The organism is Fictibacillus sp. UD (genome assembly GCF_043558025.1).
Lineage (GTDB): Bacteria > Bacillota > Bacilli > Bacillales > Fictibacillaceae > Fictibacillus.
In genome coordinates, this window is record NZ_JARUHH010000017.1 from 1 (window position 1) to 14,094 (window position 14,094).

The 14,094-nt window shown below is 37.5% G+C and carries 14 protein-coding genes; 13 read left to right on the forward strand and 1 reads right to left on the reverse strand.

Annotation, left to right across the window (positions count from 1 at the left end):
- Positions 1–498 precede the first annotated feature (498 nt).
- From P8610_RS17660 to P8610_RS17695, 8 genes are all read left to right on the forward strand, one after another.
- A complete protein-coding gene (locus P8610_RS17660; protein ID WP_394605625.1) occupies positions 499–1,086 on the forward strand; it encodes a glycerol-3-phosphate acyltransferase in 588 nt (195 codons plus the stop codon).
- A 289-nt stretch (positions 1,087–1,375) separates the two neighbouring features.
- Entirely contained in the window at positions 1,376–2,833 is a 1,458-nt protein-coding gene (locus P8610_RS17665) for a peptidoglycan DD-metalloendopeptidase family protein (RefSeq protein WP_394605626.1), read from the forward strand.
- A gap of 178 nt (positions 2,834–3,011) precedes the next feature.
- Positions 3,012–3,716 carry a response regulator YycF gene (gene yycF / locus P8610_RS17670; protein WP_066244253.1) on the forward strand — a complete coding sequence of 235 codons (705 nt, stop codon included), beginning with the start codon at positions 3,012–3,014 and terminating at the stop codon, positions 3,714–3,716.
- Between the two features lie 5 nt (positions 3,717–3,721).
- Positions 3,722–5,551: a cell wall metabolism sensor histidine kinase WalK gene (gene walK, locus P8610_RS17675; protein WP_394605627.1), complete on the forward strand. Its 1,830-nt coding sequence runs from the start codon at positions 3,722–3,724 to the stop codon at positions 5,549–5,551.
- On the forward strand, positions 5,548–6,957 hold the full coding sequence (locus P8610_RS17680; protein ID WP_394605628.1) for a YycH family regulatory protein: 1,410 nt from the start codon (positions 5,548–5,550) through the stop codon (positions 6,955–6,957). The genes walK and P8610_RS17680 overlap by 4 nt, the downstream gene beginning before the upstream one ends.
- Positions 6,958–7,800, forward strand: coding sequence for a two-component system regulatory protein YycI (locus P8610_RS17685; RefSeq protein ID WP_394605629.1), 843 nt, complete (start codon positions 6,958–6,960; stop codon positions 7,798–7,800). It begins immediately after the preceding gene.
- Positions 7,801–7,816: 16 nt separating this feature from the next.
- Entirely contained in the window at positions 7,817–8,614 is a 798-nt protein-coding gene (locus P8610_RS17690; RefSeq protein ID WP_289493858.1) for an MBL fold metallo-hydrolase, read from the forward strand.
- Between the two features lie 156 nt (positions 8,615–8,770).
- Complete coding sequence (locus tag P8610_RS17695; protein ID WP_394605630.1) at positions 8,771–9,979, forward strand: S1C family serine protease; 1,209 nt, start codon at positions 8,771–8,773, stop codon at positions 9,977–9,979.
- Here P8610_RS17695 and P8610_RS17700 read toward each other — a convergent pair.
- Positions 9,953–10,159 (reverse strand): hypothetical protein, encoded by a 207-nt coding sequence (locus P8610_RS17700; RefSeq protein ID WP_394605631.1) that lies wholly within the window; start codon positions 10,157–10,159, stop codon positions 9,953–9,955. The genes P8610_RS17695 and P8610_RS17700 overlap by 27 nt on opposite strands.
- 352 nt (positions 10,160–10,511) lie before the next feature.
- Here P8610_RS17700 and P8610_RS17705 point away from each other — a divergent pair, with 352 nt between their 5' ends.
- From P8610_RS17705 to P8610_RS17725, 5 genes are all read left to right on the forward strand, one after another.
- A complete protein-coding gene (locus P8610_RS17705) occupies positions 10,512–10,676 on the forward strand; it encodes a CxxH/CxxC protein (protein WP_394605632.1) in 165 nt (54 codons plus the stop codon).
- Between the two features lie 80 nt (positions 10,677–10,756).
- Positions 10,757–11,242, forward strand: coding sequence for a 23S rRNA (pseudouridine(1915)-N(3))-methyltransferase RlmH (gene rlmH, locus P8610_RS17710; RefSeq protein ID WP_394605685.1), 486 nt, complete (start codon positions 10,757–10,759; stop codon positions 11,240–11,242).
- 245 nt (positions 11,243–11,487) lie between these two features.
- Complete coding sequence (locus P8610_RS17715; RefSeq protein WP_394605633.1) at positions 11,488–12,249, forward strand: ABC-three component system protein; 762 nt, start codon at positions 11,488–11,490, stop codon at positions 12,247–12,249.
- Positions 12,246–12,479 (forward strand): ABC-three component system middle component 7, encoded by a 234-nt coding sequence (locus tag P8610_RS17720; RefSeq protein WP_394605634.1) that lies wholly within the window; start codon positions 12,246–12,248, stop codon positions 12,477–12,479. The genes P8610_RS17715 and P8610_RS17720 overlap by 4 nt, the downstream gene beginning before the upstream one ends.
- Positions 12,463–14,079 carry a DUF2326 domain-containing protein gene (locus P8610_RS17725; RefSeq protein ID WP_394605635.1) on the forward strand — a complete coding sequence of 539 codons (1,617 nt, stop codon included), beginning with the start codon at positions 12,463–12,465 and terminating at the stop codon, positions 14,077–14,079. The genes P8610_RS17720 and P8610_RS17725 overlap by 17 nt, the downstream gene beginning before the upstream one ends.
- Positions 14,080–14,094: the final 15 nt, after the last annotated feature.

Genomic DNA, 14,094 nt, shown 5'->3' on the forward strand with positions numbered 1-14,094 from the left:
TCGATAGCTCAGTCGGTAGAGCAGAGGACTGAAAATCCTCGTGTCGGCGGTTCGATTCCGTCTCGAGCCACCATTTTACTTTTAATCTTAATCCTAAATCATGCTGCATGTTCCTTGAAAAAGGGGCATGCTTTTTTTATATTCGGTACTAGAAATAAGACTTGGTGTAGGGGTATAACTAGAGGTCGACTATGTCGAAAATTATCGAATCGCCTTTATTTTGTCACTAACGACTTAATTGTTCTTGAATAAGACTTAATTTTTCCCATTAAGACTTAATTACAGGGTGTTTAGACTTAATTATCATCACAAGTACCCCGCTAGGTATACGAGCGGACACTTATACGACACTGAAAATGCCCCTTTCTGACAATAAAAAGACTTGAAAAGTAAAAATTGCTGCATCACTATACACACTTTTGTCACTTTTAATGCTGATTAAGAGGGATAAGTCCTCGCTATTTAGAATATATTGTATCAATTGGGATGAGGAAGGTTGTGATCATACAGATGGAATTTGAATGGGGGCTGTATTTGATCGCGAGTTACCTTGTAGGCGGAATCATGACAGGGTTTCTTGTAGCTAAGCTTTTAAAGGGTGTTGACTTACGATTATTAGGCAGCGGTAATATAGGGGCTCGAAATGCAGGCAGGGTTTTAGGATCATCGGGCTTCGTTCTGACTTTAGCAGGGGACATTTTAAAAGCGGCAGCAGTCGTTTGGGCAGCCATTCAATTCGAATATCCTCCTCATATTCAGCTGCTTGGATTTCTTGCGGTGATTCTTGGTCACCTTTATCCGATATTCCTGAAGTTTCATGGTGGAAAAGGAGTCGCTTCTTTTATCGGAGGACTGATTGTTTTTCATCTGCCATCAGCCATACTTGTTGGAGCAGCATTTTTATTGTTTTATGCAATAAAAAGAAGTTTAACGGTAGCGGGTCTTTTTGCCTTCTCCCTCGCACCTTTCTTCTACTGGCTCATTGAAAGACAATGGCAAGAAACGTTAATCCTTCTGCCGATCAGCTTGCTCGTGGTATATGTTCAAAAAGAGGATATTATCGAACGAATTAAACTAACAGAATAGGTGTTAAGAAGAGTATAGATGAATCATCCTATACTCTTTTTTTTTTTGCGTTTTTTCCTAAAAGATTGCAAAGCGGAAAATCTGGAGTGGAAAATCAAAAAATTACTAGAGCAGCCACCAAACAGCCTTTTTCCATGTCGTTTTTTTACATTTGCATTACAAAATACGTGAAATTCTGACAAATAGAAATTCCTTATGATAGGATACTAGAGGTGCTTTAGGAGAATTTTGTCATAGGACATTAGACTTAGATGAGATATAGAAGAGGATCTTTAGGGGGAAATAGAAGGTGCAAAATCGAAAAACCACTGAAGTATTTAAAAATAAAATCATTCCGCTATTTATTGCGGTTTTAATGATACTCTCGACATTTACGTTGAATCCATCCATTGCAGATGCACATCATGATGATAACCACTTGATCAAAACCGTTTTTAACGTTTATGTGGATGGAAAGAAGATCGGTACCGTTCGAGAAGAAAGTGTTGTTGAAAACACGGTAGAAGAGATATTGCAGCAAGCTAAAGGCAGAAAGAGTAATTTTGCTTTTACCATAAATGAATCCATTGAGTTAAAGCCGGAAAAAATGTTCAGACCCCAGTTTGATAATGAAGCGGCGAGAGAAGCGTTAAGAGACCGCTTATCGGTTTCCGTTGAAGCTTATCGATTGGTAGTTGGCGGGCAAACAGTAGCTTACGTTTCAAGTGAAAAAGAAGCAGAAGATGCGCTGTTAAAGCTGCAGCTTGAACATGTTTCAAAAGCAGAGCTTGATGAGATACAAAAAAAGAAAGCCGAAAATAAGGAGCTTGAAGTTCCAAAATTGAGTCCTGGAGAAAGTAAGGTTGTTGATATTGATTTCTCGACACCCGTTTTTATTCAAAAAGCTCAGACGTCAATCAAGGATCTCGTATCTGTTGACGGTGCGATCTCCCTTTTAAAAGAGGGGACAATCCAGGAAAAAGAGCATGTTGTTCAAAAAGGTGAAACGGTTAAGTCGATTACCGAAAAGTATCACTTAACGATGGAGCAATTTTACACATTAAATAAAGAATTGCTGCTCGTTCCTGTTATTCGTCCTGGACAAGCGGTTACTGTTACAGAAAAGAAGCCTTATACCGAAGTAATGGTATATGAAGCAACTCGTGTACAAAACGAGATTCCTTTTCAAGTTGAAAAACAAGAAGACAGCACGCTAGAAAAGGGACAGGTGAAAACGGTTCAAAAAGGTCAAAAAGGGTTAGAAGACGTGACCTATACCGTTAGAAAAGCAGACGATAAAGTTCTTAAGAAAGACATCGTAAACCAAGAGCAAGTGAAAGCACCTGTTACTGAGATTCAGAAGATCGGTACGAAAGTGATTCCATCTAAAGGGACAGGCACTCTTTCATGGCCAGCAGTTGGCGGATACATCTCGAGCCATAAAGGATCCAGATGGGGAAGACAGCATAAAGGAATGGACATTGCACGGCCTTCTGAACGATCGATTTTGGCAGCGGACAACGGTACGGTTGCTTCTGCTGGTTGGGATGGGGATTACGGCAACAAGATCATCATCAATCATAACAATGGCATGAAAACTATCTATGCTCATTTGAATTCCATTTCTGTATCAACAGGAGATGTGGTGCAAAAGGGATCAAAGATTGGAGTTATGGGATCTACAGGCCAATCGACAGGCGTTCATTTGCATTTTGAAGTATACGAGAATGGCGTATTAAAAAACCCTGCAGATTATATAAAAAAATAACTTCTAAGACCTCTCAGGAATATTTCTTCCTGGGAGGTTTTTCTTATCTGAAATTAGAAGGTTTTACTAGTAGTATGGAGAAAGTTTCAACTGTGATAAAATAGTAGAGATACCTTAAAATGATACTACAAACAATCTGCTATATATTAAATAGAGTTTCCGAAGAAGGAGCGTTCCCATGGATAAGAAAATTCTCGTTGTGGATGATGAAAAACCAATTGCAGATATTCTGCAATTTAATCTCGAAAAAGAGGGATTTACGGTAAGCTGCGCTTATGACGGTATTAATGCCCTTGAAAAAGTAGAAAAAGAGAAGCCAGATATGATCCTGCTTGATATCATGCTTCCTTTAAAAGATGGCATGGAAGTATGCCGTGAGATCCGCAAAAAGTATGATATGCCTATTATTATGCTTACTGCAAAAGATTCGGAAATCGATAAGGTGCTAGGGTTAGAGTTAGGTGCTGATGACTACGTAACAAAGCCTTTCAGCACGCGCGAACTGATTGCTCGAGTAAAAGCCAACCTTCGCCGTCACCAGCAGGAGTCAGAGCGTGAAGTAGATGAGAACAATGAGATTACAATCGGTTCTCTAACGATTCACCCTGATGCTTATATTGTTACAAAGCGCGGTGAAACGATAGAGTTAACACATCGAGAATTTGAACTGCTGCATTATTTAGCTAAACATATCGGGCAGGTGATGACGCGTGAGCACTTGCTTCAAACCGTGTGGGGATATGACTACTTTGGTGACGTAAGAACAGTTGATGTTACGGTTCGTCGTCTGCGTGAGAAAGTAGAAGATAATCCGAGTCACCCATTATGGATCATTACTAGACGCGGAGTGGGGTATTACCTAAGAAATCCTGATCAGGAGTAATCATCATGGATAAAGTCAATTTTTTTAAATCAATACACGTTAAGTTTGTATTGATTTATGTTTTGCTCATCTTAATAGCCATGCAAGTGATCAGTGTCTATTTTATTAATAATTTAGAGACGGACCTGCGGCAGAACTTCTCAAAATCACTCTATGATCGGGTAAATTTGCTAGAGTTTAATATTGAGCAGAAGATGAAGGATAAAGATCGGTATAAGGTTAAGAAAGCTGAAGATGGTGAAGAAGCTGTAACGCTTGAAGATGATATTCAAGCGTTAATTGACGAGGAGTTTGAAGAGAAAGAAGTCCAAGTTTTAAATAAAGAAGGTATGGTTCTTGCGAGCAATAAGCAAAAACTAGTTGGCCAGATCAGTTTTAATCCTAAAATCAAACTGGCCTTAGAAGGTACGGTTGATGATGAGGTTATGCTTCATGAAGGTGAGCGGGTGATGGTGCTCGCTAAGCCTATTAAGAATGACAGCACGAGCGAAACGATGGGAGCCATCTATCTAGTAGCTTCCATTGAAGGCATCTTCAAACAAATACAGCGTATTAACAATATTTTAGTAACGGGGACGGTAATCGCACTAATTATTACTGGACTTCTCGGTATCTTTTTGGCGCGTACGATTACAAGGCCGATGGCAGATATGAGAAAACAGGCTCTTGTTATGGCACGAGGAGATTTCTCGCGTAAAGTACAGCTGTATGGTGATGATGAGATCGGGCAGCTCGCTATGACCTTTAACAACCTTACAACCAAACTGCAAGAAGCTACAGCTATTACGGAAAGTGAACGAAGAAAACTGCGTTCTGTCCTAACGTATATGACAGATGGTGTGATTGCGACTGACCGGGACGGGGCGATCATTCTGATGAACGACCGTGCGGAAGAGATGCTGAACATCTCGAGACAAAACGCGCTCGGTACTTCTCTCATGGAATTACTCCGATTAAATACAGAATATACGTGGGAAGAACTTTATAACGAGTATGAATCCATGCTGCTGGATTTTAGTACAGATGACATTCATTATGTCGTACGTGCTAACTTCTCTACGATTCAAAAAGATGATGGGCCAATTAATGGTCTTATTTGTGTTCTTCATGACGTAACAGAACAAGAACAGATCGATAACGAACGCAGAGAGTTTGTATTTAATGTGTCACATGAGCTAAGAACACCGCTGACAACGATGAGAAGCTACCTTGAGGCACTTGCAGATGGAGCATGGCAGGACGATAACATTGCGCCTCGTTTCTTAGAAGTTACGCAAAACGAAACAGAGCGTATGATCAGGCTTGTTACAGACTTGCTTCAGCTTTCAAAAATGGACAGCAAAGACTACAGATTTAATTTCCATGAAATCGACTTGGTGCACTTCTTAAACGGCATCATTGATCGTTTTGAGATGCTGGAGAAGGAAAACATCGAGCTATCCCGCTCATTGCCAAGTGATAAGATTCCTGTTCAAATGGATACAGACAAGATGACACAAGTGCTGGATAACATTATCTCTAATGCGATGAAATACTCTCCTGAGGGAGGCACGATCACATTTACCGCTGCCGTTATCGGGCGTAAAGTGAAAGTAAGCATAGCGGATCAGGGTGTTGGGATTCCGAAGAACAACGTCTCTAAGATCTTTGATCGATTCTTTAGGGTGGACCGTGCTCGTTCGAGAGATCTTGGAGGCACAGGTCTTGGCCTTGCGATCGCTAAAGAGATCGTGCTTGCTCATGGCGGAGATATTTGGGCAGAAAGTGAATGGGGACAAGGAACGACGATCCACTTTACTCTTCCTTTAAGAAAAGTTAGGGAGGGGCTTAAATGAACTGGTTAAAATGGATTACTCATGCACGGAAACTGATTACATTTTTCCGTAAGAACTATGAACATATTAAATCGATTGCACTAACGCTCTTGATCGTACTCAGCCTTGTCCTGACGTGGAGCTTATGGACATTTAAGCCAAGCTATCCTTCATTAGAAGGAGCACGTATTGTAAAAAAACAAGAAGTTGATGTTGAGGCAGAATTAAAAGAAATCGTTTATCCAACACAGCTCATTTACCACAAAGGTGACAGCTTGTACGGTGTAGAGGCAAACGATTTAATCAATGAATTTAATATGCGGTTAAACGAAACAAAGTTCACGTTTGATACAGGCACTAAGAACAATAGATCATTCGATCCTGATGAAACCTTTATAAAAGACAATAAATACATTGAAGTGGTCTTCCCAGTAGGCATGACTCAAGATATTTACAAAGAAATTTTTTCATTTGAGTCTGAAATAACAGGCAGTAAACCCAAATATGTAGATCGGATATTTTTGTATCAAAACAAGTCAACAGATAGTGTAGAAGGTTATTTAGTTTCTTATCAGGAAAAAAAGATGCAAAGAATTAGAGCCTCTAACAACCAGCTTAATCCGATCATGAAAGAAATGGATAAGTGGATTGATAATGGCAGCTTCGTTCCATATATGAACTTCGATATTGAAGAAAGAGGAAACGAAGGACAGGTTGATGTGAAAAGAAGATTTTATTTTCCTGAAGTCCCTCTTGATCTGACTCGCTATACTTATATATCAAGAGCAACAAGTGAAGATACGTATGAGATGTATAAGAAGGCTCTTTTTAAAGATCCATTGGCTGTAAAGAGTGCCTCCGCTCCCAACCAGATCACCTATGCGGATGGAACGGCGGCGATGGTTATAAATGAATTGCAAAATCGCTTCACTTATACAAACTTTGCGGGGTTCGGTAATCGAAATACACCATCAAGTATTTCACCGCTCCTTCAATCTATTGATTATATTAACACTCACGCTGGATGGGGAAATCCATATATCGTATCGAACCTAACAAATTACACGGCTAACTTTTGGCTTTTTATTGAGAATCTGCCCGTATTGAACCAAGAAATGCAGATGAGTCTGATCTGGTATGAAAATGAGCTGCAGGAGTATCAGCGGTCACTGATACAGCTAGATTTAAGTGCAGCTTCTTATCCAGATCTATTAACAGAAAAGGTGACGATTCAGTCAGGCAAAGATGTTACAACAGAACTAGAAAAAGAGTTTAATTTAAATTACGTACAAGATGTTCGTATAGGGTTCACGATGAAAAAACAAAATGAACCACATGTTTATAAACTAGAACCTCAATGGTTTATTAATTATGATACTAAAGGTTGGCAGCCTTTATTTAAAGAAGACAGAGAGGAAGGATTCTAATTGAATTGGCAAAGAACAAAAAGCATTTTTATCCTTACCTTTCTTGTCTTAAATTTATTTTTGGGCTATCAGCTGTATCAAAAAAACGATATTAACAATATTTCCAATCTTACAGAACAGCCTTTAGAAGAAAGACTTGCGATTAATAAAATTAATTATCTGGATAAGTTGCCAAAGTATAAAGAGGATCAAACTTCAATAAGTGCTCAGCGGTATAAATTTACAGATGAAGAAAAGAAAATACAGTCAAAGAATATCTCCCTAAATAAAGATAAAAGCACAGAAATAACGCTTCAATATAAATTAGATAAACCTATGGATCTGCCAAAAAAAGATTCAAAAGATCTTATTGCGGAGCTTAGTAAATTTCTAGAAGAAAACGTTACTCGAGGCAAGGAATACTCCTTTTATCATTGGGACAAAGAAACAAATATCGTTTGGTTTAATCAAGTTTATTTAGAAAAGCCCATCTTTTACAATCCTAAAAAATTTGACAATCGTGCTGATGCAGAAGATTATGATGCACCAAACGGGATGATTAAATTTAAGCTTGATGATAAAGGCAACTTAACAGAATTTACTCAAACATATTTACTAATTATGAGGCAAGGAGCTTTTCAGGAGATCATTTCGCCGAAAAAAGCATTAGGAAAACTCTTAGATACAGCTCACCTGACCAAAGGTGATAAGATACAAGATATTGACCTTGGGTACTACAGTCTTGTTGGTGTAGGAGAACTTCAAGTGTATGCTCCTACCTGGTTTATTAAGACAGAAGACGGACAATATCTCGTAAATGCAACTGACAGTTCCGTTCAAGTTTTATCGGGAGAAGAAGAGTAGAAAGGAACATGCGGTTATGAGTTTAAAATTTAGCGTTCTCGCTAGCGGGAGTTCGGGGAATGCCGTTTACGTTGAAACCGAACAAACACGCCTGCTTGTTGATGCAGGCTTAAGTGCGAAACAAATTCAGATTCTTTTTGAAAAAGCGGCTTGTGGTGAAGTGGGCGATATTGATGGCATTCTCGTCACTCATGAACATAGCGATCATATAAAAGGACTCGGCGTGCTTGCTCGTAAATTCAAACTTCCAATCTACGCGAACAAAAATACGTGGAATGCCATGAACGGCTTAATTGGTGAAGTGGCAACAGAGCAAAAATTTGAGTTTGAGATGGAAAGCGTTAAAACGTTCAACGACCTTGACGTAGAGTCGTTTGGTGTATCTCATGATGCAGCTGAGCCGATGTTCTATGTATTTCATCACAACGGCAGAAAGCTGGCTCTTATGACAGATACAGGCTATGTGAGTGACCGGATGAAAGGGATTATCCGTGACAGCCACTCCTTAGTCATTGAATCGAATCACGATATTAATATGCTCATGATGGGGAGATATCCTTGGAATATTAAACGACGTATTCTAGGTGATCATGGCCATATTTCTAACGAGGATTGCGGACATGCTCTGGCAGATGTTATTGGAGATGGCACGAAGCATATTTATCTTGCTCATCTTAGTAAAGATAACAACATGAAAGATATTGCTCGCTTAGCGGTCGAACAGACGTTAAAAACATATGATATCACGGCTGGTGAACAAATTATTCTGCACGATACAGACGCAAGTCAGCCTACAAAGCTGGCCTTGGTTTAAATACTTACTTGTTTAAAGTGAACCGTTTCAGGAAATAACAATAAGTGTGGGAAATTATGAAAAATAACCCAAAATGTCCATATTTTCAGGACTAATTGCTTATACTAGGTTATGAATTCGTACACTTCATTGTTGAAAGGAACGGTGATGAGCAAAATGGGATATTATGATGACGATTATGAATCCTCATCTCGACAAAAAGGAAACCGCGGAGGAAAGTTTCTACCAGCTTTGCTAGGAGCGATTCTGGGTGGTTTGCTTGTCTTATTTACAGTGCCTGCACTAGGTGGAGCTGGGCTTTTGCCGGATAATCTGTATCCTCCAAATGAAGAGGAAAACGGGCTAGGCACTGACGAAAAGGCAGTAGAGAAAAACGTGGATGTTGATCTTACGACAAATGTAACAGATGCCGTAGACAAAGCTTCTGATGCAGTAGTCGAGGTTGTAAACATTCAACAGACTGATTTCTGGAGCCAGCAGCCAGCGGGTACAGGGTCAGGGGTTATTTATAAAAAAGAAGGAAACAAAGCGTATGTTGTAACAAACGATCACGTCGTTGCTGATGCGAACCAGATCGAGATTACTTTAAGCAACGGTTCAAAATTAAAGGGAACGCTTCGCGGTTCAGATCCTCTGATGGATTTAGCTGTTGTTGAAATCGATGGCAGTAAGGTGGACAGTGTCGCTGAATTTGGTGTATCGGGTGACCTTAAGCGAGGAGAACCTGCGATTGCGATCGGGAACCCGTTAGGAAACTTCCCTGGCTCTGTCACACAAGGTATCGTTTCAAGTGCTGACCGATCTATTCCAATTGATCTTGATCAAGATGGCAATCCTGATTGGCAAGCTGAAGTCATTCAGACGGATGCAGCCATTAATCCAGGTAACAGCGGTGGAGCGTTAATCAATATTGCCGGTCAGGTTATCGGCATCAACTCTTCTAAGATTGCTCAGAATGAAGTAGAAGGAATCGGATTCGCTATTCCTTCAGATGTTGCAAAACCTATTATTGAGGACCTTGAGAAATATGGTGAGACGCGCAGACCGTTCTTAGGGGTTAACATTATTCCTCTTTCTCAAGTAAACACGTATCAGCGTGAACAAACACTTAAGATTCCAAACAGCGTTCAAGATGGCGTTGTTGTTATGGAAATCACGCCTGCATCTCCAGCTGCTCGTGCAGGCATGAAGGAAATGGATGTGATTACGGAGATGGACGGAGAGAAGATTAAGGATCCGGTCGCTCTGCGTAAGTTCCTATACACGAAAGCAAAAATTGGTGATGAAGTGGATGTGACGTTCTATCGTGATGGTAAGAAACAGACTGTCAAAGTAGAATTAAGCGGTGGAAGACAAACGCAATAGATGATGTAAAACAGGGGGGCTTATGGTCTTCCTGTTTTTGTTTTGTTGAGCTTCGATGCTCTTGAAAGTGTTGATATCCGTTCCAGATGCTCGCTTTCCGCGGGGCAGGCGGTGAGCCACATTCGGACGTTTCACTTTTAAGTGTCTCACCTGCCCGCCTGTCCCGCAGGAGTCTCGCACCTTGCACTGCAATCAACTTGTCGAAGAAGAGGATGAATAGAAAGATCTTTGAGAACAATCTGTTAGAGAAGAGCTTTTCAGTTTTACCACTTTAGTTCACGGTGTTTGCTTCTATGTATGCAGATAGGTAATCATTGATGTACAGGAATTTTTGATTTTGCGTGTTCATCAACTTTAAAGCGATTTTCATTTTGCGAAGAGTATTTAAAGGTCTTGAAAGCTACAATTTGTAGAATACAGTTTATATTGGTCTCAACATGTGGACAACTTTATTTGAATAAGATTGTTTACACACAGATGTATATTCGATAGTGTTAGAAGAAGCATTGTGGATAAGTAAGGAGTGAAGATTTTGATAATTATTTGCTGTAAAGAGCATGCTGAGCTTGCGATTGACATCATTGTGGATGAATTTGAAACACCTCCTGTTGTAGAGTTACTAACAGAAAACAATGAGTTATCAACAGGTTGTGAATACTGCGACAACGACGGTGTATATAAAGTATCGAACATATGAACGCCTACAATATATGGCCTTAAATGTGCATATGTGGATAAGTTCTGGGGATAACTTATTTGAAAGGAAGTTTTCAACACGTGAATATTTCAATCGTATCGGTAGGAAAGTTAAAAGAAAAATACTTGAAGTTAGGTATTGATGAATACTTAAAAAGACTAGGTCCTTATGCAAAAGTTGAAATCATAGAGGTTCCTGATGAAAAAGCACCCGAAACTCTAAGTGATCAAGAGATGATTATGGTCAAAAGCGCTGAAGGTGAGAGAATTTTAGCAAAGATCGGGCAAGATGTGCATGTGATCGCGATGGCGATTGAAGGTAAGGCCGTTTCCTCTGAAGATTTGGCTAAGAATTTGGATCAGCTTGCGACGTATGGGAAGAGCAAAGTAGCATTTATCATTGGGGGATCGTTAGGTTTAAGTGACGCTGTTATGAAGCGGGCGAATGAGAAGATTTCTTTTGGTAAGATTACTTATCCGCATCAGTTGATGAAACTCGTGCTTGTTGAACAGATTTATAGGACTTTTCGGATTAATCGGGGTGATGCGTACCACACCAAATCCTAAAATAGATTTTTTCGATTTTACTGAAAAAGTTGAGTTTACTTTGTATATGAAAAACGGAATTGTTACACAAGTTAAAAAGATGATGTAACGGAAAAAAGGTGACTTTATTTAGTCACCTTTTCTTTATGACTAAAAAATGGAAAATAGAGGTTTTGCAAATTTATTGTCGAATAATAATACATGAAATGGTAATTAAAATAGTAAATAAAAATATTGAAGTGTAACATTTCTGAGGTGTTGTGAGAATGCAGACAAATAGAAGAAAACTTTCTCAAAATGAAAATGCTATACTCCTCTCTGAAGTTGAGAGTATTTGTCCTTTATGCACCAAGCCTCTCATGTACGAGAAAAAGGGTAGAAAAGAAAAATTGTTTGAGGGAGCCCATATTTATCCTCTAAATCCTACTGCTGAAGAAGAGCAATTATTAAAAAACGAAGAACGCCTACATGAGGATGTAAATCATTTAGATAACTTTATTGCTCTTTGCAGAGATTGTCACAAAAAATTTGACAATCCAAGGACAGTTGAAGAGTATAGGAAATTAATTGATAAAAAGAAATTTCTGTTAAGTAGAACTAAAACAAGAGCAAAATACTATGATTATCAAATAGAAATTGAAATAAAACAAATATTAATGGCTCTTGTTGATGGATCTGATGAGTTCTCTGAGATTTTATTAAGCATGGATGCTTTAAAGCTTGATGATAAAGCAAATGAGACATTAACAGGATTAACGAAAAGAAGAATAAGGAACGAAATTACGGATTATTATTTATATATACAGGAGCAGTTCAGACAATTGGATAAACAATACCCAAAATCATTTGATACGATTGCATCTCAAGTTAAGACTTTTTACTTAAAATTAAGTAGAACAGAAACTTCACAAGAAGTAATTTATGAGCTGCTTTCTGAATGGTTATCAAAAAAGACAGAAAATAGTTCATTAAATGCGTGTGGAATAATTATCTCATTTTTTATTCAAAACTGCGAGGTATTCTCATGATAGTACCTAATAAGGTAATAAGTTATAGCGAGTCAATAATTGGGAAAATGCTCAATGTTCTTGAGCGCATTTCAGAGGATGAAGTTTCTATAGAACATTTGTATTCAAGCACTCAAGAATATTTTGAAGAAGTTGATGAATTTATTTATTCTTTAGATGTTTTGTATCTACTTGATGTAATCCAAGTAGACTTTAATAAAGGGGTAGTAAAATATGTTAAAAGAGATTAGGTGTGAAATATTTAAGGAAAAGGTTATTGAGTTTCACAACGGTCTAAATGTAGTTTTAGGTGATAACTTTGGTTCCAATTCAATTGGGAAATCAACATTATTAATGATTCTCGATTTTGTTTATGGTGGTAATACTTATATCACTCATAATAAGGATGTAGTGTCGAAATTAGGACACCATGAATTCTTATACATATTCGAGTTTACAAAGGTTAATTTATATTTCATTAGAGGAACAGAAGAGCCAAATATTATTTATCGGTGTAATAGTGGATTTGAAAAGGAAGAAGAAATTAAATTAAGCGATTTTAATAATCTTTTAAAAGAGTATTATAAATTACAATCAGAGGGCTTAAAATTTAGGTCCGCAGTTAGCCTTTTCTCAAGAATTTGGGGTAAAAATAATTATGATGTTAAGAGACCCTTGCATAGCCATCATTCAGAGAAAAATATTGAAACTGTAACTCGACTTATCAAGCTATTTAATGAATACAATAAATTAGCTCAAGAGGACAAAGAATTAAAACAATTAATCGAATCAAAAAATGTACTAAACAAGGCAGGAAGACTTAAATTCATTCCGAAAATAACTAAAAAAGCTTATGAAAAGAATTTGAAAGAAATTGAAAATCTTAAAGGTGAAATTGAAAAGTTAAGTAAAAGTGCGTTTAGTCCTATTATCAATATTTCCGAAATTATTTCTGACGAATTAATTGAGTTAAGGGAACGAAAAAACATCTTGATTGAAGAAAGGGATTATTATAAATCACGTTATAATAGAACTAGCAAAAAAATAAGCAAATATACGGATGTTGGTTTTGAGAAACTTTTGGAATTCTTCCCAGGTGTAAATATTGAAAAACTAGAATCAATCGAAAGTTTTCACGAGGGAATATACTCAATATTGAAGAAAGAACTTAATCGAGCTAAACAAGAATTGAAGCAAAAGATAGAATCATTGAATAAAGAAATTGATGAAATAAATAGAAAGTTAGAACAGGTATTAAACCCTAATGAGGAACAGAATGTATTTATTGATAGCTTAATTGAATCATCATCAAGATTAAAAAGTCTTCAATTAGAAAATAATTACTTCAATAAGTTACAATCTGTAACTGAGGGAATAGCGTCAAAGACAACTTCTTTAAGTCAACTAAAAGAAAGCATTGTAAAGAATTTAAAGTTAAAAATTAATTCCAAATTGATTGAAATAAATGATTCAATTCATGATGACAAAAGGACTCCACCCGAATTAAACTTAACTTATAACAATTATGAATATAAATATTTTGAAAACACGGGAACAGGTAAAGCGTTCACTAATTTAATTATCTTTGATCTAGCTATATTTACGTTAACAGAATTACCATTTGTAATTCATGATTCATTCTTGTTTAAAAATATTGAGAAAGTAACAGTTGAAAACCTTATCAATTATTATAATGAATTAAATAAACAAGCTTTCATAGCAATTGACATAATAGATATTTATAACGGAGATACTCAAAAGGTCCTAAAAGAGAACAAGGTAATACAACTTTCAAAGGATAATTTATTATTTATTCTAGATTGGCGAGATAATCCCATTGAAAATGAATAATTCAATTCCAATAAA